At 65.7% G+C, this 23,911-nt stretch carries 23 protein-coding genes and 1 pseudogene; 15 read left to right on the forward strand and 9 right to left on the reverse strand.

Translation table 11 applies throughout. The annotated features are described in order from the left end of the window. Positions 1-34: 34 nt before the first annotated feature. On the reverse strand, positions 35-340 hold the full coding sequence (locus ACQ4W0_RS03120) for a hypothetical protein (protein ID WP_436575450.1): 306 nt from the start codon (positions 338-340) through the stop codon (positions 35-37). Positions 341-625: 285 nt separating this feature from the next. On the opposite strand from ACQ4W0_RS03120, the gene ACQ4W0_RS03125 reads away from it, so the two are divergent. The 7 genes from ACQ4W0_RS03125 (at position 626) to ACQ4W0_RS03155 (ending at position 6,909) form a co-directional block, all read left to right on the forward strand. Then, positions 626-943 carry a DUF4148 domain-containing protein gene (locus ACQ4W0_RS03125; RefSeq protein ID WP_436575451.1) on the forward strand — a complete coding sequence of 106 codons (318 nt, stop codon included), beginning with the start codon at positions 626-628 and terminating at the stop codon, positions 941-943. A gap of 132 nt (positions 944-1,075) precedes the next feature. Next, positions 1,076-2,488: an efflux transporter outer membrane subunit gene (locus ACQ4W0_RS03130; RefSeq protein WP_436575452.1), complete on the forward strand. Its 1,413-nt coding sequence runs from the start codon at positions 1,076-1,078 to the stop codon at positions 2,486-2,488. Between the two features lie 73 nt (positions 2,489-2,561). After that, a complete protein-coding gene (locus ACQ4W0_RS03135) occupies positions 2,562-3,068 on the forward strand; it encodes a MarR family winged helix-turn-helix transcriptional regulator (protein ID WP_436552396.1) in 507 nt (168 codons plus the stop codon). 10 nt (positions 3,069-3,078) lie between these two features. After that, a complete protein-coding gene (locus ACQ4W0_RS03140) occupies positions 3,079-5,226 on the forward strand; it encodes an FUSC family protein (RefSeq protein WP_436575453.1) in 2,148 nt (715 codons plus the stop codon). Continuing rightward, complete coding sequence (locus ACQ4W0_RS03145) at positions 5,216-5,416, forward strand: DUF1656 domain-containing protein (protein ID WP_101484274.1); 201 nt, start codon at positions 5,216-5,218, stop codon at positions 5,414-5,416. The genes ACQ4W0_RS03140 and ACQ4W0_RS03145 overlap by 11 nt, the downstream gene beginning before the upstream one ends. A gap of 46 nt (positions 5,417-5,462) precedes the next feature. Then, a complete protein-coding gene (locus ACQ4W0_RS03150) occupies positions 5,463-6,365 on the forward strand; it encodes an efflux RND transporter periplasmic adaptor subunit (RefSeq protein ID WP_436575454.1) in 903 nt (300 codons plus the stop codon). 7 nt (positions 6,366-6,372) lie between these two features. Continuing rightward, complete coding sequence (locus ACQ4W0_RS03155) at positions 6,373-6,909, forward strand: substrate binding domain-containing protein (RefSeq protein ID WP_436575455.1); 537 nt, start codon at positions 6,373-6,375, stop codon at positions 6,907-6,909. A 9-nt stretch (positions 6,910-6,918) separates the two neighbouring features. Here ACQ4W0_RS03155 and ACQ4W0_RS03160 read toward each other — a convergent pair. The 5 genes and pseudogenes from ACQ4W0_RS03160 to ACQ4W0_RS03180 form a co-directional block, all read right to left on the reverse strand. Continuing rightward, positions 6,919-7,455: pseudogene (locus ACQ4W0_RS03160) on the reverse strand (ester cyclase). Positions 7,456-7,591: 136 nt separating this feature from the next. Beyond that, positions 7,592-8,338 (reverse strand): SDR family oxidoreductase, encoded by a 747-nt coding sequence (locus tag ACQ4W0_RS03165; RefSeq protein WP_436575456.1) that lies wholly within the window; start codon positions 8,336-8,338, stop codon positions 7,592-7,594. 81 nt (positions 8,339-8,419) lie between these two features. Further along, entirely contained in the window at positions 8,420-8,644 is a 225-nt protein-coding gene (locus tag ACQ4W0_RS03170) for a hypothetical protein (protein WP_436575457.1), read from the reverse strand. 13 nt (positions 8,645-8,657) lie between these two features. Further along, on the reverse strand, positions 8,658-9,338 hold the full coding sequence (locus tag ACQ4W0_RS03175; protein WP_436575458.1) for a thiol:disulfide interchange protein DsbA/DsbL: 681 nt from the start codon (positions 9,336-9,338) through the stop codon (positions 8,658-8,660). 147 nt (positions 9,339-9,485) lie between these two features. Further along, positions 9,486-11,021 (reverse strand): TonB-dependent receptor domain-containing protein, encoded by a 1,536-nt coding sequence (locus ACQ4W0_RS03180; RefSeq protein WP_436575459.1) that lies wholly within the window; start codon positions 11,019-11,021, stop codon positions 9,486-9,488. A gap of 245 nt (positions 11,022-11,266) precedes the next feature. Here ACQ4W0_RS03180 and ACQ4W0_RS03185 point away from each other — a divergent pair, with 245 nt between their 5' ends. Beyond that, entirely contained in the window at positions 11,267-13,555 is a 2,289-nt protein-coding gene (locus tag ACQ4W0_RS03185; protein WP_436575460.1) for a M1 family metallopeptidase, read from the forward strand. Continuing rightward, positions 13,552-14,436, forward strand: a complete 885-nt coding sequence (locus ACQ4W0_RS03190; protein WP_436575461.1) for a hypothetical protein — start codon at positions 13,552-13,554, stop codon at positions 14,434-14,436. The genes ACQ4W0_RS03185 and ACQ4W0_RS03190 overlap by 4 nt, the downstream gene beginning before the upstream one ends. On the opposite strand, the gene ACQ4W0_RS03195 is transcribed toward ACQ4W0_RS03190, so the two are convergent. Next, positions 14,437-15,327, reverse strand: a complete 891-nt coding sequence (locus ACQ4W0_RS03195) for a LysR family transcriptional regulator (protein ID WP_436575462.1) — start codon at positions 15,325-15,327, stop codon at positions 14,437-14,439. A gap of 112 nt (positions 15,328-15,439) precedes the next feature. Between ACQ4W0_RS03195 and ACQ4W0_RS03200 the strand changes: the two genes are divergently transcribed. Beyond that, positions 15,440-16,243, forward strand: coding sequence for a DODA-type extradiol aromatic ring-opening family dioxygenase (locus ACQ4W0_RS03200; RefSeq protein WP_436575463.1), 804 nt, complete (start codon positions 15,440-15,442; stop codon positions 16,241-16,243). A 69-nt stretch (positions 16,244-16,312) separates the two neighbouring features. Here ACQ4W0_RS03200 and ylqF read toward each other — a convergent pair whose 3' ends face one another. After that, positions 16,313-17,260, reverse strand: coding sequence for a ribosome biogenesis GTPase YlqF (gene ylqF / locus ACQ4W0_RS03205; protein WP_436575464.1), 948 nt, complete (start codon positions 17,258-17,260; stop codon positions 16,313-16,315). Between the two features lie 200 nt (positions 17,261-17,460). Here ylqF and ACQ4W0_RS03210 point away from each other — a divergent pair, with 200 nt between their 5' ends. Together ACQ4W0_RS03210 and ACQ4W0_RS03215 are read left to right on the forward strand one after the other, a co-directional pair. Then, positions 17,461-18,258 carry a hypothetical protein gene (locus tag ACQ4W0_RS03210; protein ID WP_436575465.1) on the forward strand — a complete coding sequence of 266 codons (798 nt, stop codon included), beginning with the start codon at positions 17,461-17,463 and terminating at the stop codon, positions 18,256-18,258. A 150-nt stretch (positions 18,259-18,408) separates the two neighbouring features. Beyond that, positions 18,409-18,801, forward strand: coding sequence for a hypothetical protein (locus tag ACQ4W0_RS03215; protein WP_436575466.1), 393 nt, complete (start codon positions 18,409-18,411; stop codon positions 18,799-18,801). A gap of 14 nt (positions 18,802-18,815) precedes the next feature. Here the strand turns inward: ACQ4W0_RS03215 and ACQ4W0_RS03220 are convergent, their stop codons facing one another. Next, on the reverse strand, positions 18,816-19,742 hold the full coding sequence (locus tag ACQ4W0_RS03220) for a histone deacetylase family protein (protein ID WP_436575467.1): 927 nt from the start codon (positions 19,740-19,742) through the stop codon (positions 18,816-18,818). Positions 19,743-19,986: 244 nt separating this feature from the next. Between ACQ4W0_RS03220 and ACQ4W0_RS03225 the strand changes: the two genes are divergently transcribed. Genes ACQ4W0_RS03225 through ACQ4W0_RS03235 form a run of 3 tightly spaced genes read left to right on the forward strand, consistent with a single transcriptional unit; the run spans position 19,987 to position 23,908 of the window. Further along, positions 19,987-20,895 (forward strand): AAA family ATPase, encoded by a 909-nt coding sequence (locus tag ACQ4W0_RS03225; RefSeq protein WP_436575468.1) that lies wholly within the window; start codon positions 19,987-19,989, stop codon positions 20,893-20,895. Between the two features lie 5 nt (positions 20,896-20,900). Continuing rightward, the gene (locus ACQ4W0_RS03230; RefSeq protein ID WP_436575469.1) at positions 20,901-21,884 is read left to right on the forward strand and encodes a DUF58 domain-containing protein; all 984 of its coding nucleotides are present in this window, start codon (positions 20,901-20,903) and stop codon (positions 21,882-21,884) included. After that, the gene (locus tag ACQ4W0_RS03235) at positions 21,881-23,908 is read left to right on the forward strand and encodes a transglutaminase TgpA family protein (protein WP_436575470.1); all 2,028 of its coding nucleotides are present in this window, start codon (positions 21,881-21,883) and stop codon (positions 23,906-23,908) included. Before ACQ4W0_RS03230 ends, ACQ4W0_RS03235 begins: the two co-directional genes overlap by 4 nt. The last annotated feature ends 3 nt before the right edge of the window (positions 23,909-23,911 follow it).

Here is a 23,911-nt window from a genome sequence, read left to right on the forward strand (position 1 = left end):
CATTTTACGCTGATGGCGCAGGAGAGACAGTAATTCATGGAGGCAATTCGCCCTCGCCCTTCTCTGCCGGCGGCACGGGCGCCAGGCGCTCGACATGATCGACGTCGATGTAGCCGCCATCGGGTGCCCCGTTGTGGGGCTCCACGCCGGCCCGCTCCCCCGTGCCGGCCGCATCGCTGTCGTTATCGAGCTCTTCTGCATCCTGGCCAGGCACGCCCTGCATGTCGCTGCCGCTGTCGGAACTGTCGCTGGGCCCCAGCGCGCCCTTGCCATGGCCGCTGCCCAGTACGCGGTCGGGAGTGACGGGCAAATTATCCGGATCGAGTGTGCTGCCGCTCATGGCTGACTCCCGTTGATAAAAAATCCAGCTTACTCCCCTGCCCTGGCCAGCGGCGCACGCCTGCACGGCATTTCCCCCGGGGAAATGCGGCATCGCACAAATATTTTAAAATATTACTTCACAAATGTACTATTCATTGCTATAGTTAATTCAAGTAAGCATTTTCTCATCCAGAAACTGCTTCATCGGCGGCAGGGCGCCCACCAGCGCCCTGCCGCCGAACCGACCGGTAAGTGGCGAGCCGGCCCATCCACCCAGCCATCATGCACATATTGGAGTTTCATCATGCAAGCCAAATCACTCATCGCAGCATTGTTTGCCATTACCACCGCTACCTCGGCTTTCGCACAAAGCGCCTCGCCAGTCGCCGCCAGCCAGCAACTGACGCGCGCCGACGTCACAGCCGAATATATCCGTGCCCGCAACGCCGGTGAAATCGCCACCAGCGAAGTCGACTACCCGAAAACGCCGGCCACCGCCGCCAGCAAGGTGACACGCGAACAAGTCATGGCCGAGTTCTACGCCGCCCGCAAGGCTGGCCTGATCCCGCAAACGGAAGCGGACTTTGATGTCGCGCAAACCACCAAGCACGTCGTGCAATAAGAAACCAGTCAGCCGGTTTCAGCAAGTCAGTAACACACCTCAGTTGCGGCGCAGCACTCGGGCCACTCCCGAAGCTCACCGCGGCGAGCTGTCAGCAACACCCCCGTCACTATCTTCTCCCGGAGTTCCTGCATGTCCCTGCACCGCCGTCTGCTTGCCGCCAGCCTGATCCTTGCCTTGAGCGCTTGCGCCGACATGGGCCATATCGCGCCGCAATCGGCCATGCTCGACGCCAACAAGCTGCAGGCCAGCAAGGCCGTGGATGCCGCCGCCAGTGCCGCCATACAATGGCCGCGCACGCAATGGTGGCAAGACTTGCACGACCCCCAACTGAACCGTTTGATGGAGCAGGCGCTGGCCGACAGCCCCACCCTGCGCGGCGCCCAGGCGCGCGTGCGCCAGGCCGAAGCGCTGGCCGGCGCGGCCGAGGACAAGACCCGCCCGCAGGCGGACGCCAATATCTCCATCAACCGCGAGCTGTATTCGCAGCACGGCAGCACGCCGGCGCCGCTGGCAGGCAACTACGCCTGGCGCAACCAGGCCACCGTGACAGCTTCGTACGACCTGGACCTGTGGGGCCGCAACCGCGCCGCCCTGTCCGCCGCCCTGGGCGACGTGCAGATGGCCTCGGCCGAATCGCAGATGGCCCGCCTGGCCCTGGAAACGGCGCTGGTGCGCACCTACATCCAGCTGTCGTATGAATTCCAGCTGCAGGACGTGATCGAACGCAGCCTGGCGCAGCGCGCCCGCGTCCTCGACATCACGCGCCAGCGCAAGGCCGCCGGCATCGGCACCGACATCGACGTGGCGCAAATCGAAACCACCTTGCCGGCGGGACGCCGCCAGCTGGAGCAGTCGGCCGAGTCGCTGGCCCTGCTGCGCAACCAGTTGGCGGCCCTGGCGGGCAAGGGTCCGGCAGCCGGCGCGGCGTTCACGCGCCCCGTGCTGCGCCTGGACCAGCCGCTGGCCATTCCCGCCGCCCTGCCCGCCGACCTGATCGGCCGCCGTCCCGACATCGCCGCCCAGCGCTGGCGCGTGGAAGCGGCGGCGCAGCGCATCGACGCGGCCAAGGCCGAGTTTTATCCAAACGTCAACCTGGTGGCCTTTGCCGGCTTCCAGGCCTTCGGCTTCAGCCATTTTCTCGATGCCAACTCGGACATCCGCGGCGCCTCGCCCGCGCTGAGCCTGCCCATCTTTGCCGGCGCCCGCTTGCGCGCCCAGTTGGGCAGCCAGACGGCCGTGTACGACGGCGCCGTGGAGCATTACAACGCCACCGTCATCAACGCCATGTCGGACGTGGCCAACGCCGTCACCCGCGCCCAGTCGCTGGCAAAGCAGCACCAGCTTACCGTGCAGGCGCTGGCCACGGCCCAGCGCGCACGCGACCTGGCGGAAAAGGCGTACAAGGCGGGCATGAGCGACGCCATCAACATGCTCAACACGCAAGTGGCGCTGCTGGCGGAAGAACAACAGCAGGCGCAAAATGGGGCACGCGAGCTCGATCTGTACGTTTCCTTGATGAATGCACTGGGAGGCGGCATCTAGTGTTGCAATCCTGGTATTGCCATGGCTCAACAAGATACAATCGGAACTTTATTCACACATGAAGGAATATGACATGACCGCTTTTGACGCCACCTCCAAGCGGCTGCAAAACATCCGCACGCGCATGCCAGGCTTCCCCATGGAACTGATGCGCCTGTTGCGCATGACGTACCACATTCAAAAAGGCATGAAGGACCTGACCAATGCGGCGCTGAAAAAGCACGACCTGGTCGATGCCAGCTACATGGTGCTGGCCGTGCTGTACGGCACGGACGATGAAACCTCGAACGCCTGCACCCTAGGCATGGCCTGCCATGAAAAGCCGGCCAACCTGACGCGCGTCTGCAACGACCTGGAAACGCGCGGCCTGATCCACCGCGGCACGCGTCCCGGCGACCGCCGCTCGGTGATGATTTCGCTGACCGACAAGGGCCGCGCGCTGATCGAAACGGCGCTGCCCGACGTGTACCAGGAAACCTCGGCCCTGTACGAGGGTTTTACGGAAGAAGAGCTGCAAGTGCTCGACAAGCTGTACATGCGCCAGTTGCGCAACCTCAACAATCTCCACAACCAGAACTGATAGCCTATCGATGACGCCAGCCACAGCAACAACATTCACGCACGGCCCCCTGTCCCGGGCGGCCCACTGGCTGGCGCTGGCGCTGCAGGACTGGCGCACGACCGAAGGCGAACGCTGGATTTACGTGGGCAAGACCCTGATCGCCGCGTTCTGCGCCCTGTGGCTGGCCTACCGGCTGGGACTCGACTCGCCCAGCACGGCGATGACCACCACCATCATCCTGGCCCTGCCCAGCAGCGGCATGGTGCTGGAAAAAAGCTTTTACCGCCTGTGCGGCACCCTGCTCGGATGCACTGCCGCGCTGACCCTGATCGGCCTGTTCCCGCAGCAGCCCGTGCTGCTGTTCGCCGGCCTGGCACTATGGGTGGGCCTGTGCACGAGCGGCTCGGCCCTGCACCGCAACGCCCAGTCGTATGTGTATGTGCTGGCCGGCTACACGGCCTGCATGATCGTGTTGCCCGCCATCGAGCAGCCCATGCAGGTGTTCGCGCTGGCCGTCACGCGCGTGGCCGAAGTGAGCCTGGGCATCATCTGCTCGGCCGTCGTCTCCAGCGTGCTGTTGCCGCGCCACCAGGGCACGCAAGTGATGCGCACGGTGCAGGCGCGCTACGGCAAATTCCTCACCTTTTGCCAGGACGTGCTGCAGCAAAAACTCACGCCTGCGCAGGTGGAACTGACGCATTTGCAGTTTGCCGCCGACGTGGCGGCGCTGGAACTGGGCCGCTCGGCCGCCCTGTTCGAAGTCACCAGCAAAGTAAGCCACGTGCGCGCGCAAAACCGCAAGCTGCATGCCTTCAACGCTACCTTCATGACGGCGCTGACCACCTTCTACACCTTCCACCGCCTGTTCGACCGCCTGCAGCGCGATGGCGAGACACAAGTCATGCAAGCGTGCGCGCCCCTGTACGCCATCGTCGCCGAGGCGCTGCAGGCCACGCCCTCGCAAGACTCGCTCGACACCATGCAGCAGCATTTGCAAACGGCGCTGGGCCAGGCGCGCATGGACATCGATAGCGCGACCATCGTGCATGCCCAGCGCATCGATTTCGACACTATGTGCGAGCTGCTGGAACGCTTCGCGCGCGACATGAGCCGCTTTCACGAAGTCTATTTCAGCCTGGCGCACGACACGCCTCTGGCCATCGGCACGCCGCAGGCGTATGCGCCGAAGACGCCGCCCGCGCTGGTGATCGCCAGCGGCGCGCGCGCCGGCATCAGCCTGGCCCTGCTGGCCCTGGGCGCCTACTTCCTGGCTTGGCCCTACGCCGGCACGGCGATGCTGATGGCGGCCGTGTTCTGCGCGCTGGCCTCGTCCTCGCCCCGTCCGATCATGATGATCCGCCAGGTGCTGACGGGATTTTTGATCGCCATGCCGTTGTCGCTCGTGTGCGTGTACTTCGTGCTCCTGCACGGCGACGGCTTCCCCATGCTGGTGCTGAGTTTTGCGCCCTTCCTGGCCGTGGGCCTGTATTTGATGACGAATCCCGCCAAGCTGGGCGTGGGCCTGGGCGTGTCGACCTTCATCACGCAGATGGCGCCACTGAACGTCATGCGCGTCGATGGCGCCGCCTTCCTGAACACGGGCATGGCGCTAATCGTGGGACTGATGCTGGCCGCCCTCGTGTTTGCCGTGCTGCTGCCCGAGCACACGATGGGCCACAAGGACCATATCGGCCCGGCCCTGTGGCGCGAAGCGCTGCATGCGTGCACGGCGCCCGCGCGCCGCGTAAAACACCGTTTCGACAACCGCGTGCGCGACCTGCTCAGCCAGCTCAACGCGGCGGCCGGCCCGGCGCCGGGGGGCGCTACGCGCGCCGTCGTGCGCCAGGCCTTGACCCTGCTGGAAATCGGCCACTCGGTGATTGACTTGCGCGAACTGATCGCCAGCTCCTCCGGCAACAGCCCCGCGCGCGACGCCCTGCAGCGCTGCGTGGACAGCCTCGCCGCCTGGCTGCGCACGCGCGGCGAGGCGCAACTGCAGGCGGCGCTGGCGGCCACCTTGCAGGCGGGCGCCGTGGTGCGGGCGGCCCAGGCTGCCAGCGGCACGGCACCGGAACAGGGCGTGCGCCTGCAGACGGCGCTAGTCGACCTGCATTCGATCTACACCTCATTACTCGACAACATGGCGCCTGGCGCCGGAGACCATCATGCCGCGTGAATTCGCCCTGTTCGGAATTCTGATTCCCACCCTGCTGCCCCTGTTCATCCTCAGCATCGGCCTGCAAACCCTGCTCGACCGCGTGCTGGGCTGGCTGGGTGTGTACCGCATGGTGTGGCACCCTTCGCTGGCGCGGCTGTGCATCTTCATCGCCATCTTCGGCGCGCTGGCTTTATCGCTGTACCAATAACGCTCAAATAAAAAATGTTCAATCTGATCAAGGAAGGGCTACCGACATGGTAAGCAAACTGACCCGCTATGCCATCACCCTGCTGCTACTGGCCGCAGCCCTGTGGATAGGCAAGACCGTCTGGGACCGCTACATGGAATCGCCGTGGACGCGCGACGGGCGCATCAAGGCCGATATCGTCAACATCAGCGCCGACGTGGCCGGCACCGTCACGGACGTACTGGTGCGCGACAATCAGGTGGTGAAAAAGGGCGATATCCTGTTCATCGTCGACAAGGAACGCTATGCGAGCGCGCTGGCGCAGGCCGACGCCGTGCTGGCCACGCAAAGGACGGAGCAGGGACGCCGCGGCAAGGAAGCGCAGCGCCGCGCCAATCTCGACGCCAGCATCATCTCCACGGAAAGCCGTGAAAGCGCGGCGTTTGCCGCCAGTTCGGCCTCGTCGCAGGTGCGGGCGGCGCTGGCCGCCCGTGCACTGGCCCAATTGAACCTGGAACGCACCACCGTGCGTGCGCCCGTCAGCGGCTACGTGACGAACCTGAACGTGCACAAGGGCGATTTCGCCGCCGTCGGCGCGGCCAAGCTGGCCGTCATCGACAGCGCCTCGTACTATGTCGTCGGCTATTTCGAAGAGACCAAGCTGGGCATGCTGGCGCAGGACGACAAGGCGGAAATGAATCTGATGAGCGGCGGCACCCTGCATGGCCATATCGAGAGCATTGCGCGCGGCATCACCGACCGCGACGCCGCAACGGGCCGTGAATTGCTGGCCGACGTCAATCCCACCTTCAACTGGGTGCGCCTGGCGCAGCGCGTGCCCGTGCGCATCCACATCGACGAGCAGGACAAGAACCTGGTCCTGGTGGCCGGCACCACCTGCACCGTGGTGATCACGCCCCATTCTGCTCCCCCTTCAACGCCTGCCCCTGCGGCCGCGCATCCCGCATGACCCGCAGGTGCGCCACGCGCTGATACTCACCGACGCCACGGCCAGGCTGGTACAGGACGACATCGACCTGGCCATCCGCTACGGCGAGCTGCCCGACAGCGAGATGGTGGCGCGCCTGCTGCATCCGGGCCGGCGCGTCGTGTGCGTGGCGCCCGCGCTGGCCGCCCGCGTGGGCCTGCCGGCCGTGCCGCGCGACCTGGCGATGCTGCCTACCCTGGTGCTCACGGCGGGCGATGGCGCGCCGCAGGAATGGCGCTACCACGAGGATGGCAAGCGCCACAGCCTGCGCCTGCAAGGGGCCTGGCACAGCAACGACGGCGAAATCCTGCGCCGCTGGGCCGTGGCCGGCCATGGCTATGCCTACAAATCCCTGCTTGACATCGGCGACGACCTGCGCGCGGGGCGCTTGCAAACGGTGCTCGACGATTACTTTGACGATAGCGGTCCCCTGAACCTGCTGTACCGGCGCAGCCGCTTCCAGCCGCCCCGCGTCGCCCTGCTGGCCGACTTCCTGCTGCAGCAGTTCGCCGTGCTGCAAGCCTGAGGGCCGCCATTACTGTGGCAGCACGCCCAGCTGGCGCAGCAGGGTCAGCTTATCTTCCAAATGCCAGTTGTCGCTGATGCGGCCCTGCGCGTTGACCTGGTATAAATCAAAAACGTGGAAATCAATCGCCTGCCCCTGCCCCTGCACGACTCCTTGCGGCGCGGGGAAGACGCCCGTGAACCTGCCCGTGAAATGCAGGCGCAGCGTGACCCGGCTTCCCGCCACCAGCATTTCCTCGATGGCCACCTTCAAGTCCGGCACGGCGGCGTGAAACACTTACGACGCCTGCAGCGGACCGGCCAGCCCCTGCGGACGGCCGGCGGGCAGGCTGCGATCCGTAAAGTCGTCTGCCAGCGCCAGGCGCGCCAGGGCCGGGTCGCCGCTCTGCCAGAATGCGGCATAGCGGCGCCCCGCCAGCACCACCTTGTCGGTGGCTGCGGCGCCGGACAGGTGGGCCGGCATGGGCAGATGCGTGGCGGAACAGGCTGGCGCGACGGCCAGCAGCGACAGGGCCAGGATGGCGGGGGCAAAAGCAGAAGCAGGCATGGTAGTTCCAGATGGGTTGATCGATGTGCGCATGGCACCCCGCCATTCTGGACTCGCTTGCTCCACTTGATAATTGGCCCGGCGCTTGAATCAATTGCTTGCCAGATTTGAAAATAAGTTGAAAAAGCGTTGAAAATCAGCGGCCGCCCGCCACATCGAGGATGCTGCCCGTCACATAGCTAGCTCCCGGCCCCAGCAGGTACAGGATGGCGTCGGCAATTTCTTCCGGCTGGCCGCCGCGCTGCATGGGCACGCCGGACGCCAGGCGCGCCACCCGCCCCGGCTCGCCGCCCGAGGCATGAATGTCCGTGTAGATGATGCCGGGCCGCACGCCGTTGACGCGAATGCCTTCGGCCGCCACTTCCTTTGCCAGCCCGATGGTCAAGGTATCGACAGCGCCTTTCGAGGCCGCGTAATCGATGTATTCGCCCGGTGAGCCGATGCGCGCGGCCACCGACGAGACATTCACGATGCGCCCGCCCTGCCCGCCGTTTGCCGTGGACATGCGCCGCACGGCTTGCTGGCAGCACAGGAAATAACTGATCACGTTGGTGCGCAGCACGCGTTCCAGGCGCTGCACGGAAATGTCGGCCAGCCGGCATTTCTGCTCCAGCACGCCCACATTGTTGACCAGCGCCGTGAGCGTCCCCAGGCGCGCGTCGACTTCGTCAAACAAACGCGCCACGTCGGCTTCATCGCCCACGTCAGCCTGCACGGCAATGGCCTCGCCGCCGCCAGCGACGATGCGCGCACACAGTTCCTCCGCCGCCTGCGCATCGCGCACGTAATTGACGCAGACGGCATAGCCCTGGCGCGCCGCCAGCTGTGCCGTCGCAGCGCCGATACCGCGGCTGCTGCCGGTAATCAAGATCACTTCCTTCATTGTCCCTCCTCGATGGTTGTGGCTTTATCATACGCGGACAAAAAAAAACCCGCGCGCGGCGGGTTTTTCATGCAGACGCCTTCAATTCCCGAGGTGCGTCATGGCGTAGCCAAGATGCTGCCACCAGTGCGCGCGCGACTGCACGGACGCCAGGCATTTCGCATCGACCTCGTTCTTGAACGCGGGGTCCACGCAAGCCTTGGTGACCAGCGCATTGCGCTGGTTTTCCACGTTGACGACGGCAAGCGTCAGCCACGCCACGAGGGCGAGGGCCAGTACGCACAAAGTCCAGGGCAGCTGTTTCATGACGATCTCCGGTTTACTTCTTCGCTGGCGCGGGAGCGCGCTCTTTCAGGACGCGCGCCACCAGTTCATCCATCACGCGCAGAGTCGCCGTCTGGGTTTGCGGCTCGGACTGGCCCGGACGCGACAACTGCGCCGGCGACGTCACGAAGCGGCCATCGATGACGATGGTCGGCGCACTGTCGATCTTGCTGGCAGTGATCAGCTGCTCGTTGCGTTTCAGCTTGGTCTGCACGCCGAAGGAATTGAACATGTCCAGGTATTTGGCCTTGTCGATGCCGTTCTTCACCAGCAGCTCGAGGATGGCGTCATCGCGGTTCAGGCGGTTGCGTTCGACGTGGATGGCGCGGAAGATCTTGTCGTGGAACTGGTCCAGCTGGCCCATCGCTTCCAGCGTGGCATAGGCGTGCGCCTGCGGATCTTTCGGGCCGTTGAAGGCCAGGTGGATGCGGCGGAAGGCGATCTTGTCGCCCTGCTTCTTGACCCAGTCGTGCATCAGCGGATCGAGCGCATAGCAATGCGGGCAGGAATACATGAAGTACTCCACCACTTCCACCTTCTTGCCCGTGTCCGTGCGCACTGGCGTGGGGAGCGTGGTAAAGCCGGTATCGGCCGCCATGGCGCCGCCGGTGGCCGCCACCAGGGTGACGGCGGCGAGCAGGGGACGCAAGAAACGCAGAAAACGCAGAAAACGCATATTAATCCTTCATCATAAAGTGGTCGTGAACGGGGCGAGATTACCACTTTTTGCGCTGCCCATTGAAGCTCGGGCGGAAAAAAGGCACTTTTACGCGCTCCGTTTGCGCCCGATTAAGCCGCTTTTAAGCGCCGCTATGCCTTTGCCTCAGAAATGGTAGCGCGCCGACACGCGCAGCTGGCGCGCGTCGTTGAGGTAAATGCTCGAGCGGCAGCCCGGTGCATCGCCGTAATGGCGGCGGTTGGCCAGGTTGCTGCCGGCCAGTTCCAGCTCCCAGACACCCAGCTTGCGCGTATGGCGCGCGTCCAGGGTGGCGAACGCGGGCACTTGCGCCAGGCAGCTGTTGTCGAAATCCCGGCCATAGCGCAGGGCCCGCAGCCATTGCACGCCCACGTCGGCACTGGCGCCGGCCTGCCCCGTCCAGTACAGGCGCAGGCTGGCCAGTGTCTTGGGCACGAGGGCGATATCCGGGCCATCGTAGGCGTAATCGTCATAGCGCGCATGCACTTGCCGCACCTGCCCGTCGAGGCGCCAGTCACGCGCCAGCGCCATGCTGGCCTCGATGGCGATGCCGTCGCGGCGCGAAGGGTCGAGGTTGCCCGCAAAGCCCAGCTGGCCCAGGCTCTGGTCGAAGACTATCTGGTTGCTCAGGCGCTCGCTGAAGATGCGCACGGAAGCGCTGCGCGCCGCGTCGCCGAAGGTGGCGCCCACTTCCGTTTCGCGCCGCAGCTGTCCCGCCAGGGGACGGTAGCCGGCGCTGGTATAGCCATCATCGTCGATGCGGTAGCTGCGCGCGGCCTTGGCGTACACGCTCAGTTGCGGGCGCAGCTGCAAGCTGCCCTGCAAGTCCCAGGCATTCTGGTTTTCCCAGTCGCTGCCGCCGGCGGGCATGTCGGCCGGATCGAGCTGGAACTGTTCATGCCGCAGCCCCAGCAGCAGGCGCGGCGCATACGCGCCGCCGAAAGCCAGCTCTTCGCGCAGCAGCAGCGCGCGCGAATACTGCCGGCGCTGTCCGTCGCCATCGCGCCCCGAGCGCCGCTGCCACTGCATCAGGTCGAGGCCCACTTCCGTATCCGTGCCCACGCCGCCCATCTTGCCGTAATGGCGCACGCGGGGCGCCAGTTGCCGGCGGCGGCTGCTGTACCTCGATTCGCTGCTGCCCTCCTCGCCCGCATAGTGGGCAGTGGCGCGCTTTTCCCGCTGCGACAGTTCCACGCCCAGCTCGAAATTGCCCACATAGCGCTGCACGAAGGCGCTGGCGCGCCGCACTTCATAGCGGTAAAGGTCTTCCGGGCGGACCGCCAGCAGGGCCAGGAATGGCGCCTCGGGCGCGGGATAGTGGGTGTCCTGGTTCAACTGCTCGGCGCTGAAGCCGAAGCGGCCCTGGCGCACCTTCCATTCCGCGCCCCCATTCAAGCCGCGCTGCTGAAACACGCTGCCATCGCGGTAATTGCCATTGCGTAGCCCGTCGATGGCCACATCGAGCGACATGCCGTCCTGGTCACGCGACAGGGCGCCGCGCACGCTGTGCTGGCCGCCCTGTCCCAGTTCGCTGGACAAGTCGCCATGCGTGACGCCAGCCGTGACGCCATCCACGCCCTCCTGCGCACACGCCGGCATGGCCAGGGCGCACAACAGCAAGGCGCGGGTGGCGATGGTCAGGACGGGAGGGGCAGGCATCATGGAGGCAGGCTTGAGGCGTCACCGCAGCGTGAACGCACGGTAGTGGAAGAGAGGGATGGCAAAAGCGAACCATTATACGCACGGCGCGCGGCGCCGCAAGCAGCAGCCCGATGGTACTTTCCTTATGCCAATATTTTATTGGTGATTTGGCATTTTTGTAGGTATATTAAGGTGCGCCCGGTGATCCTGGGCGCAGCCGACTGCATTTGAAAATCAACAATAAGAAGTCACTGTGGGAGTCACGCATGGAAAGTCGTAGCACAACGCGCCGGGGGCCGCCAAGTCCCCGCGGCACACGCCGCAGCATTGGTTTTTTCCCCATCTCGGGCAAGCTCAAAGCCCTCTCCATCACCGCCATGCTGCTGGCAGGCCTGGCCCTGCAGGCCGACCTGTTCGCCCAGCCGGGCCAGGGCAAGCCGGCCAGCGCGCCCGTGCCGCTGGCGCCCCCCGCCGACGGCATCGCCCCGGCCTTGCCGCACGCATCCGCCGTCAGCACGCCCAGCGCCAGCAACGCCTGGGGCGGCGCGCGCACGGCCGCGCAAGCGACCCTGTCGGACCGCGTGGTCGACTACCGGATCGAAGCGACGCTCGATCCCGTCAAGCACACCATCGATGGACAGCAGAAACTGCGCTGGCGCAACCGCAGCGCGCAAGCCGTCAGCAGCGTGTACCTGCACCTGTACCTGAATGCGTTCGAAGGCGAACATTCGACCTTCTTCACCGAGAAGCGCAAGTTCGACACGGGCTTCCGCTCGGGCGTCGACACGCGCGACGGCGAGTGGGGCTACATCGAACTGCGCAGCATGACGCAGAACGGCGCCAAGGCTCCCTGGCATTTCGTCCAGCCCGACAACGGTCCGGCCACCGACCGCAGCGTCGTGCGCGTCGACTTGCCGCAGGCCGTCGCGCCTGGCGCCGAGACGACGCTCGACATCCGCTTCTTCGACCAGCTGCCGCGCGTCATCGCGCGCACCGGCTATTTCGGCAGCTTCCACCTGGTGGGCCAGTGGTTCCCCAAGATCGCCGTGCTGGAACTGCCCGGCGAACGGGGCGCCACCGCGCCGCGCTGGAACGCGCATGAATTTCACCTGAACTCGGAGTTCTACGCCGATTTCGGCAACTACGACGTGAAGCTGACCGTGCCCAAGGAGTACACGGTGGGCGCCACGGGCGAGCTGCAGGGCGCGCCGCAGGAAAAGGACGGCATGCTCACGCATCACTATGTACAGGGCGACGTGCACGATTTCGCCTGGACGGCCGACAAGCGCAGCGCGCAGCCATTGACGGGCAGCTGGAGCGGTCCTGGCAGCCCGCCGGTGGCCATCAAGGTGCTGTACCCGCCCGAGTACGCGTCCAACGCGGGGCCCGCGCTGCAGGCGGCCAAGGATGCACTCACGTATTTCTCGCGCACCCTGGGCCCGTATCCGTACAAGACCCTGACGGTGGTGATCCCACCGTTTAATGCGGCCGAAGCGGGCGGCATGGAATACCCGACCTTCATCACCGCCTCGAGCTACGCCAAGCTGGAACCGAAGACCATTCCCGAATTCGGCCTCGATTTCGTCACCATCCATGAATTCGGCCATGGCTATTTCTACGGCATCCTGGCCTCGAACGAGTTCGAGGAGCCCATCCTCGATGAAGGCTTGAACGAGTACTGGGACCAGCGCATGCTGCGCGCGCGCGGCCAGGACATCCACGCCACCACGCCCCTGCTCAAGCGCCTGGGCTTCGACCCCGTCTTCAAGGTCTTCGAATTCGAGCGCATGGCCGCACCGCGCCAGGATGCGGCCGACCCGCTGGGCCAGAATGCCTGGAATCGCCTGCAGGGCGTGGGACCCGTCTACAGCCGCACGGCCATCACCATGCGCGACCTGGAAGCGCGCATCGGCAGCGATGCCATGGAACGGGGCTTCAAGGCGTATTACGAACAGTGGAAATTCCGCCACCCCAGCGTAGCCGACCTGCGCGAAGCGCTGGCCGAGGCGACGGGCCAGCGGCGCATCGTGGAACAGGTCTTCGCGCAGCAAGTCTATGCCAGCGCGAATATCGACGACCACATCGGCAGCTTCACCAGCGAAGAGCAGACGCCGCTGGCCGGCATGGCACTGGTGAACGGCAAGCGCGTGGAACACACGCCCGACGCGCTGGAAAAAGAGGAGAAAAAAGTGCGCGAGGCATGGGAGAAGGCGCACCCGGACGCCAAGCCCGGCACGGGACCGTATGCATATCTCACCAGCGTGGTGCTGCGCCGGCGCGGCGCGCCCGTGCCGCAGGTGCTGCTGGTGAAATTTGCCGATGGCACGTCCGAACGCGTGGTATGGGATAACGACCAGCTGTGGCAGCGCTACACCTGGAGCAAGCCCGTGAAGGCCGTCTCGGCCGAACTCGACCCCGACCGCGTGCATTACCTCGACGTCAACAAGCTCGATGACAGCCGCACCCTGAAAGCCGACACCTCGGCCGCACGGCGCTGGAGCCTCGACCTCGCCGCTGCCTTCCAATACCTCCTTTCCCTGATTGCCATCGTATGAGCGCCACTTCCACGACACGGGCCAGCGGCCTGACCCTGACCACGCGCGCCAGCCGCGCCGCCCTGCAATGGCGCTTGCTGCTGCTGTGGGCGGGCCTGCTGCTGATCCCTGCCATCCTTGCCGTCATTCCCCTGTGGCGCACCTTGAGCGCCAGCCTCGATCAGGCTGTGCATGCGGCGGCCCTGGCGCACAAGCTCGACCTGATGACCCTGGCCGACCTGGTGGCCAATACGGGACGCAACGGCGCCGCCATCAGCCAGGCCGCCATCGCCGGCATCGTCCTGACCCTGCTGCTGTCGCCACTGCTGAGCGGCCTGGTGGTGACGGCCGCACGCGCCCCTGCGCCTCTGGGCTTCGGCCCCCTGCTGACGGGCGCCTTCAGCGAATACGGCCGGATGCTGCGCATGCTGCTGTGGAGCATCGTGCCGCTGAGCGTGGCGCTGGCGATCGGCGCCGGCGCGCTGAAACTGGCCGACAAGCATGCGGCGAAGGCCATCCTGGAAGCCGATGCCGACCTGGCCCGTCATCTGGCCTTGCTGGCGACGGGCCTGCTCTTCCTGCTGGCCTGCGCCACGCTCGACGCGGGCCGCGCGGCGCTGGCCGTCGACCGGCGCCGCACCTCGGCCGTCAAGGCCTGGTGGCGGGGCCTCGGCATGCTGCGCCAGCGTCCGCTGGCCTGCCTGGCCATCTACCTCGTCATTACCGTGCTGGGACTGGCGCTGTATGCGCTGCTGGGCGTGGCGCGCCTGAACCTGGCCGCCCCGGGCCCGCTGGCCATCGTCGCCGGCCTGCTGGCGACGCAGTTGGCGGCGCTGGTGCTGGCGTGGATGCGCAGCGCGCGCCTGTTCGCGCTGATCGACGTCAAGCGCTCACTGGCGTAGTTACGTCCCCAGGCGCCCTTCATCGGCCAGGAAGTCGATGAAGGTGCGCACTTTCGACGACAGGTAGCGGCGGCTGGTGTAGACGGCGTACACCTTGCCGCCCGCCAGCTGGTAGCCGTCGAAGAGGCGCACCAGCCGCCCTGCCGCCAGGTCCGCATCCGTTTGCCACGACGGCAACAGGGCGATGCCCATGCCATCGAGTGCGGCCGCGTGCAGCAGGCTTTCGTTATTGCATTGCAGCACGGGCGAGAACTTTACCGTCTCGTGTCCCTGCGGCCCGTCGAAGGCCAGTTCATTGCCGTTTGATAAAAGCGAATAGCTGATCATGGCGTGCCGCGCAAGGTCTTGCGGCAGGTGCGGCTGGCCCGCGCGCGCCAGGTAGGCGGGCGCAGCCACCAGGTGAAAGGCGATGCTGCCGATGGGCCGCGCAATCAGGGTCGGCGATGGCGCCTGGCTCACGCGCAGGGCCAGATCAAAGCCCTCTTCCACCAGGTTGACCACGCGCCCGCTCAAATCGATGTCAAACGTCACTTCCGGAAAGCGCTCGCGGTAAGCCACCAGGGTGCGCGTAAAGATGGCGTTGGCGAACCAGACGGGGGCGCTCAGGCGCAGCATGCCGCGCGGCACCACGGTCGTGCGGCCCACGGTCGCTTCCACTTCATCGAGATTGTCGAGCATGTCGCGGCACTGTTCAAAATACACCTTGCCGATTTCCGTCAGGCTCAGGTGGCGGCTGCTGCGGTTCAGCAGCCGCGCACCCAGGTGGCGCTCCAGGTGCATCACATGCTTGCTGACCATGGCAGGCGACAGATCCAGGCGCTCGCTGGCGCGCACAAAACTGTCCAGTTCCACCACGGCGCGAAACACGCGCATGCTGCGCAAGGTATCCATGACCATCCCATCATCAACAAAATGGAAATGATATATCAATAATTGCGATCTTGATCAACTGACCGCGCATGACTATCATCGATAGCATCAGTCATTCCACTCTGGAGCCGCCATGCAAGAGCACACCTTCCCCACCTATTTCCTGTCGCACGGCGGCGGCCCGTGGCCGTTCATGAAAGACCAGTTCGGCGACCGCTACGACGTGCTCGAAGCGTCGCTGCAGGACATCCCGCGCCAGATCGGCGCGCGCCCGAAAGCCGTGCTGGTGGTCACGGCGCACTGGGAAGGGCCGCAATTTCTCGTCTCGGCCAGCCCCCAACCGGGCATGATTTACGATTATTCGGGCTTTCCGCCGCACACCTACCAGATCAAGTACCCGGCGCCCGGCGCGCCGGCACTGGCGGCGCAGGTAAAACAGTTGCTGGACGCGGCCGGCCACCCGGCACGTCTCGACCACGAGCGAGGCTTCGACCACGGCACCTTCAGCGCCCTGTTCCCCATCTACCCACAGGCGGACGTGCCGCTGGTGCAATTGTCGCTGAAACACGGCTACGATCCGCTCACGCACATCGAGGTGGGCCGCGCGCTGGCCAGCTTGCGCCGGCAGGGCGTGCTGATCGTCGGCAGCGGCCTGTCTTACCATAACCTGCGCCAGTTCGGCCAGGCGGGCGCCGTCGCCTCGCACCAGTTCGATGCCTGGCTGCGCCAGGCGATGGCCTTGCCGCCGGCACAAAGGCTGGCGCAATTGCTGGCCTGGGACCGCGCGCCGGGCGCGCGCCAGGCGCATCCGCAGGAAGACCATCTGCTGCCGCTGATGGTGGCGCTGGGCGCGGCCGAGCAGGAAGCGGCGCACGTGGTGTATCACGAGGAGGACTTTTTTGGGGCGCTGGCCGTTACCAGCTTCAAGTTCGGATAATCTGGCAGCGCATAAAAAAAGCGCCGCGACAGTGATGTCGCGGCGCTTTTTGCATGGCTGTCGCTTGAATTACGTGCCGCGCTTGCCGCGCGCCGCATTTTTTGCTTTTTCGGCCGCAATCGCTGCCGCTATGGCCGCTTTTTCCGCCATCTCGGCCGCGTGCAGGGTCAGCAAGGCCGCGCGCGTATCCGGCGTTTCCAGCGAGATGCGTCCCAGGATGCCGCTGCGGTAGTCGAGCAGCAAGGTATGCGAGGCTTTCTCGAAATCGTAGTCGCCGCCCTTGATGCGGAAGCCGCGCTTGGCGGCGATGCCCTCGACTACGCCGATGGCATCGACTTCGCCGACTTTGGTGCCGTAGCGGGCCGCCAGCAAGTCCGGATAGCGCTTGAGCAATTCCTCGGCCAGGAACACGGCCACTTCCTCTTCGATCAGCGCATTCGAGCCGATGGCGTGGCTGGCCGCCAGCATCAGGCCGTCGCTGGGGATGGCGATCTTCGGCCACAGCATGCCGGGCGTGTCGACCAGGATGGTGTTCTTGTCCAGATACAACTTTTGCTGCATTTTGGTGACGGCCGGCTCGTCGCCCACCTTCGCCACGCGCTTTTTCAGCAGCGCGTTCATCAGGGTCGACTTGCCCACGTTGGGGATGCCCATGATCATGATGCGCAGCGGCTTGGTCGGCACGCCGCGATGCGGCGCCAGCGATTTGGCCAGGTCTGGAATGCGCGCCACGTCGCCCGGCTTCTTGGTCGTCATCGCATACGCGGTCACGCCTTCCTGGGCATTGAAATAGGCCACCCAGGCGGCAGTGGCGGCCGGATCGGCCAGGTCGGTCTTGTTGAGGATCTTCAGGCAAGGGCGCTGGCGGAACAGGCGCAACTCGTCCACCATGGGATTGCAACTGGCTGCCGGCAGGCGCGCGTCCACCACTTCAATCACCAGGTCGGTGTTTTCCATGGTCTCGGCCGCTTTCTTGCGGGCCGCGTTCATGTGTCCTGGGTACCATTGTATCGCCATGCTCTTGCCTTCAGTTCGTTCAGTCAATCCGCTATTTTACGTGGTTGCCGCCACGACGTCCCATTTTCCACCGCCAGCGCCAGCCGTGCGACGCGGACGAGACAATTGGTGATAATTTAGCAGTTACTTGAATGATAAGATCCGCAGTCCGTCCAGCCTGGCCGGTTTCCCTATTGCAAGCTCAACCTGGCACGCATTCCATGCATCTTCCCCGTTTTTTCCTCCTTGCCCCCCTTTGCGCCTGCCTGCTGCCCGCCATGGCCCAGGAACAAGCGGTGCCGCCGGGCGACACGGCCAGCCAGGCAATGCAGCAGGTTGTCGACGTGCAAGGCACGCGCGATCCCGACTTGCGCCCCTACCGCACGATGCTAAAGGGACTCGACGCGTATGCCGACCACCAGCGCCTGGCGCCGGGCGCTCCGTTGCGCTTCATGCTGATCCCCGCCACGCCCCAGGCCAGGCTCGATGGCGTGACGCTGCACCTGTCGGCCGACAACCTGTCGATCCCCGTCCCCCTGGCGGCGGACGGCGGCTTCACGCTGACGCGCGACAAGACCGCCTACGACGCGAATGCCGACCTGGTCAGCAACAAGAAGCGCGACACCCTGCGCTGGCGCGCCGACATCCACACGCCGGGCCTGCCCCAGAACGTGCGCCGCCTGGGCGACCTGCGCCTGGAATGCGAAATCCGCTGGGCCGTCGAGCAAGATGACCTGCCCTTTGTCCGGCGCAACCTGTTCCGCCTGGCGGGCGGGCCCTGCCACTCGTCGCTGATCCACGTGCCGTTTCCCGTGTTCCGCAAGCTGCTGGGCGTACAGGCGCGCTCGGGCGAGCGCACGCTGGACATCCGCGTCACGGAAGACCGCCAGCGCTACGTGCCGCCGCTGCATGACGTGAACTGGGACGACAATACCCTGCTGACCCTGACATACGCCGACGACGGAAAAATGGCCGGAGCCGCCCCCGCAGCGCCCTTGAAGGCAGCACTTCACCAGTGATACGCGCCCGGGAAGCCAGGTCAAGCATTTCCACAAGGATTCTTATATTTACTGCAAGCAACAAAAAAGTATGCTCTAATATCGCCTCTTAAATGAAAAGCAATGATTTCCAGGCTGGCTCCGGGAGATACGCGATGGGGATAGGTCGATATGATGATGGAACACACTGGCACGGCGCCGGAGGCACACGCGGAATGCGAAGGTGCCAGCCCGCGCCCCGCCAAGGCGGCGCCCAAGCGCGTGCCGCGCAATGGCAGCATGCAGCAGTGGAAGCAGGAATGCCGGCAGTTGCAGGGGCAGGTGGCGCAGCTGGAAGAGCGCCTGAAACGCCAGAGCGCCGACAGCTATGGCTTGCAAATGCTGTATGACCAATTGGTCAATGAAATCAAGCACCACCGCGACATGTTGCAGCTCGACAGCTTCGACGCGGATAAATCATCGCTCGTCTACACGCAAGCCTGGCGCCGCTTCATGGCCGGCGATGCACTCGATTACCAGACCCACCGCCATACCAATTCCCGCAGCCGCCCCAGCTTGCTGTAATTAACGCTGCGCCCTTACAGCTCCGCCAGCGCCTTCACATGTGCCGCCACGCTGCGGCCCAGGGACGACAGGTTGTAGCCCCCTTCGAGGCAGCTGACGATACGGCCCTTGGCATACTGATCGGCCACGGCCATCATCTGCTGCGTCAGCCACGTGTAGTCGGCCTCCACCAGGCCCATGCCGCCCACGTCGTCTTCGCGGTGGGCATCGAAACCGGCGGAAATGAAAATCATCTGCGGCTGCTGCCGGTGCAACGCCGGCAGCCAGTGGTCGAGCACCAGCTGGCGCACGGCATCGCCCTTCGAGCGGGCCGGCACGGGCACGTTGACGCGCGTGTCGGTGTAAGACTCGACATCGCTGTACGGATAAAACGGGTGCTGAAAAAAACTCACCATCAGGATGCGTGAATCATTTGCCACGGATTCGGCCGTGCCATTGCCATGGTGCACGTCAAAGTCGACGATGGCGACCCGTTCGAGGCCCCGCACGTCGAGTGCATGCTTGGCGGCGATGGCGACATTGTTGAACAGGCAGAAACCCATCGGCTCGCTGGGCCGCGCATGGTGGCCGGGCGGGCGGATCGCGCAGAAGGCGTTGCTGATCTCGCCATCGATGACGGCGTCCGTGGCCGCCACGGCCGAACCAGCGGCGGCCAGCGCCGCCTCATAACTGTGCGCGTTGAGCAGGGTATCGCCGTCGAGCGGATAGTAATCGCCCTCCAGCGGCACATTGTCGCGCACCAGGCCGATGGCCGTGGCGCTGTGGTTGCGCTCGATATCGGACAATTGCGCGCGCACGCCGTCGCGGTGCTCGACCAGGTCGCTGATGTGCGCGAGGATCAATTGATCATTGATGGCCTGCAAGCGGGCCGGCGATTCAGGGTGCCAGTCGCCCATTTCGTGGCGCTGGCAATCGGGATGGGTATAAATGGCTGTGCTCATGCGCTGTACTGGTTACCTCTGTCTCTGCTCTCTATCCATACCGGGAACGCGCGCCGAAGTCACTGCAGAGCATTCCTGCCTGCCTGGCGCGTTCTCGCATAAAATCACTGGCTGGTCTGTGCCGCCCTTGCCGCCTTTGCTGTCACTCTAATCTACCACGAGCGCGCAGCAAGCGGGCAGCGCCGTTTGACCTGGCCAAAGCGATTGTAAATTAAATAATCTCACGTACTGTGATAGAAATAACATGTTTTCGAAAATACACCAGGCCGCACGGCAGATCGGCGAAGTTCTCGTCGGCAAACACTTGCAGATCCGCCAGACCCTCGCCTGTGTGCTGGCGGGCGGCCACCTGCTGATCGAAGACGTGCCCGGCGTGGGCAAGACCACGCTGGCGCATGCGCTGGCCATCTCGCTGGGCCTGCAATGGAAGCGCCAGCAATTTACCAGCGACCTGCTGCCCGCCGACGTGGCCGGGATGAGCGTGTATGACCGCGCCAGCGCCAGTTTCACCTTTCACCCCGGCCCCCTGTTCACGCAAGTACTGCTGGCCGACGAGATCAACCGCGCCACGCCGAAGACACAATCGGGCTTGCTGGAAGCGATGGAAGAGCGGCAAGTGACGCTCGATGGCGTCACGCACGCGCTGCCGCAGCCGTTTTTCGTCATCGCCACGCAAAACTGCGCGCACCAGCTGGGCACCTTCCCCCTGCCAGAATCGCAACTCGACCGTTTTCTCATGTGCGTCACCCTCGGCTACCCCGATGCGGCCGCCGAACGGGCGCTGCTGCTGGGCACCGACCGCCGCGCCATGCTGCAAACCTTGCCGGCCGTGATGAACGCGGAGGAATTGCTGCAGGCGCAAGCGGGCCTGCGCGCCATCCACGCCTCGCCCGCCGTGGTCGACTACGTGCTGGCCCTCGTGCATGCCACCCGCGTGCCCGGCGTGTTTGCCGATGGCCTCAGCCCGCGCGCCGCGCTGGCCCTGTTGCAGGCGGCGCGCGCCTGGGCCGCCCTGGCCGGACGCGACCACGTCACGCCCGACGATGTGCAAGCCGTGCTGTTGCCCGTCTGCGCCCACCGCCTGCATGCCGCGCAAGGGGCCACGGACAGCCGCGCGCTGCTGCAGCACCTGCTCTTGAGCATCCCCGTCTGAGCGGCATGCGCTGGCGCACTATTCCATGGCTACCGGCGCGCCCCTGGCTGGGCGCGCAACGCGTGCACATCCGCCCCTCGCGTGCGGGCCTGGCATTTGCCGCGCTGCTACTGGCGCTGTGGATCGCCGCCGTCAATTACCGCCTGGGCCTGGGCTATGCGCTGACGTATTTCGCGGCCGCCTGCGCCATCGCCGACATGCTGTTTACCAGCCGCAACCTGGCGGGGCTGTCGCTGGCAGCCACACCGGGCAACCCCGTGTTTGCGGGCAGCCACGCCTTATTCACCTTGCGCCTGATCAACCGCAGCACCCGCCCGCGCCATGCGATCCGCCTGGCCGTCATCGGTTCGCCAGCAGCACCCGGCCTGGCCGATATCGCCGCCCACGGGGAAACGGCCGTCAGCATCGGCGTGGCAACGCAGCAACGGGGCTGGCTGAATGCGCCAGCCGTGCGCCTGTCCGGCAGTTTTCCACTGGGCCTGTTTATTGCCTGGTGCCATTGGCAGCCTGAGGCGCGCGTGCTCGTGTATCCGCACCCCGAGCAAGATGCGCCGCCGCTGCCCTGGCTGGCCGGCGCGGTACACCAGGGCACACGGTGCGCGCGCGGCGGCGTCCTGGAACTGGCCGGCGTGCGCGCCTACCAGCCCGGCGATCCCTTGCAACGCCTGGCCTGGCGCCAGATCGCCCGCCATGACGGAGAGCATTTGTTCAGCAAACAATTCCAGCCTGGCGCCGACGCGCCAGCTGGCGCACCGCACGGCACGCATGGCAACCTTATGCTCGACCACGCGGACCTGCACGCGCTGGCGCCGGAAGCGTGCCTGTCGCGCCTGGCAGCCTGGGTGCTGCAGGCGGACCGCACGGGCCTGCCGTATGGCTTGCGCCTGGGTGTGCTGACTCTGGCACCGGCCCTGGGTGCCAGCCAGCGCGACGCCTGCCTGCGCGCGCTGGCCCTGCATAATCTGCAGCAAGATCAGGCGGTGCCATGAAACACTGGCTGGCAAGCTTGCCGCGCGAGAAGGCCGACATCCTGCTGCTGTTGCTGGCCGCCGCCATGGTGCTGGCGCCGCACGCGCTGCACCTGCCCCCGTGGTTGTCAGCCGCCGCTGTCGCTCCCCTGCTGTGGCGCGCCATCATTACCGTGCGGGGCCGGCGCCAGCCGCAGCTGGCCCTGCTCGTGCCGCTGGCCCTGCTGGGCATCGCCGGCGTGTACGCCAGCTATGGCACGCTGCTGGGACGCGATGCGGGCGTGGCCATGCTGGCCCTGCTGCTGGCCTTGAAATCGCTGGAAATGCATGGCCGGCGCGACATCTTCGTCTTCGTCTTCCTCAGTTTCTTTTTGCTATTGGCCAATTTTTTTCATGCGCAAGGCATTCTCAGCGCCGCCTGGATGCTGGCCACTGTCATCGTCCTGCTGGCCGCCCTGCTGTCGGCCCAGTACGGCACGCTGCAGCCCCGCCTGGCGCAAAGGCTAGGCTTGCTGGGGCGCATGCTGGCGCTGGCCATTCCCCTGTCGGCCGTGATGTTTCTTGCCGTGCCGCGTCCCGACGCTCCCCTGTGGGGTGCGCCGCACGAGGGCGCGCAGGCGCGCACGGGCTTGTCGGACAGCATGCAAGCGGGCGCCATCGCCTCGCTGGCCGTATCAAACGAACCCGTCTTCACGGCCCGCTTTTCCACGCCACTCCCGCCGCAAGACCAGCTGTACTGGCGCGGCGTGGTGCTGGGCGACTACGACGGTGCCACCTGGACGCGCAGGGGCGCGGGCCGACGCGCGCCTGCCAGCGACAGCCGCATAGACATCACCCTGGAAGGCCAGCCCAGCCAATACGAAGTGACCTTGCAAGCGAGCGGCCAGCGGCGCATCTTCGCCCTCGACCTGCCTCGCAGCATCGAACGCTTGCCCGGCAACCCATACGTCGTCTCGTCCGCGCTGGAAGTGCTGACCATACACCCCATTACTTCGACCGTGCATTACCGCGTCAGTTCCCAGCCCCGCTACCGGCTGCAGGCCGGCCTGTCTTTGGCCCAGCAGCAGCCATGGCTGGCCCTGCCCGCTGGCAGCAACCCGCGCAGCGTGGCCTGGGCCCGCGCCTTGCGCGGCAGCGGCGCGCAGATGCTGGTGCCCACCGACGCCATCGCCGCCGTGCTCGACCACTTCCACCGCGCGCCCTTCCGCTACACCCTGCAGCCACCGCTGCTGGGCAAGCAAGGCGTCGATGACTTCCTGTTTACCACGCAGGCGGGCTTTTGCGAGCATTACGCGGGCAGCTTCGTCGTGCTGATGCGCGCCATGGGCATCCCCGCGCGCGTCGTCACGGGCTACCAGGGCGGTGCACGCAACACTGACGGCGGCAGCCCCAGCCTGACTGTGCGCCAGTCCGACGCGCATGCCTGGAGCGAAGTGTGGCTAGCGGGCAGGGGCTGGGTGCGCATCGATCCCACCAGCGCCGTCGCCCCCCTGCGCACCGAGCGCAACCTGGACGCCGCCCTGCCAGCGGCCCCGTCGCCGCTGACGGCGTGGCGCGCCTTGGCCGGCCTCAATGGCGGCGCCAACGGCGCGGTTGCCGCGTGGCGCCAGCAATGGCAGCAGGCCGAGCACGCCTGGAGCAGCTGGGCGCTCGACACCACGCCACAGCGCCAGCGCGCCATGCTCGATAGTTTGAAAAATCTGCCGGCGACGACCCTGGCCCTCGTCTGCGCCGTGCTGGCCCTGCTGTCCGCCGCAGCTGGCGCACTGGTCTGGTGGAGGCAAGCGAGGCAAGGCGATCCACTCGACGCCCTGTACGCGCAGTTTTGCCGCCAGCAGGCGCAGCGCGGCTACAGCCGTGCGCCGCATGAAGGCCCGCACGGTTATGCTGCGCGCCTGGCCGCAGGCAAGGCCACGCCCGAGGCGCACGCCGCCATCGCACAGTTTCTGGCAATCTATGCCGCGATGAAGTATGGTAATGCCAACCCAGACGAACAATTCCGCGCGCGGCGCAACTTGCGCCGCCTGTTAACCCAATGCCGATGAGAC

It is taken from the genome of Janthinobacterium breve (genome assembly GCF_051380895.1).
Classification (GTDB): domain Bacteria; phylum Pseudomonadota; class Gammaproteobacteria; order Burkholderiales; family Burkholderiaceae_D; genus Janthinobacterium.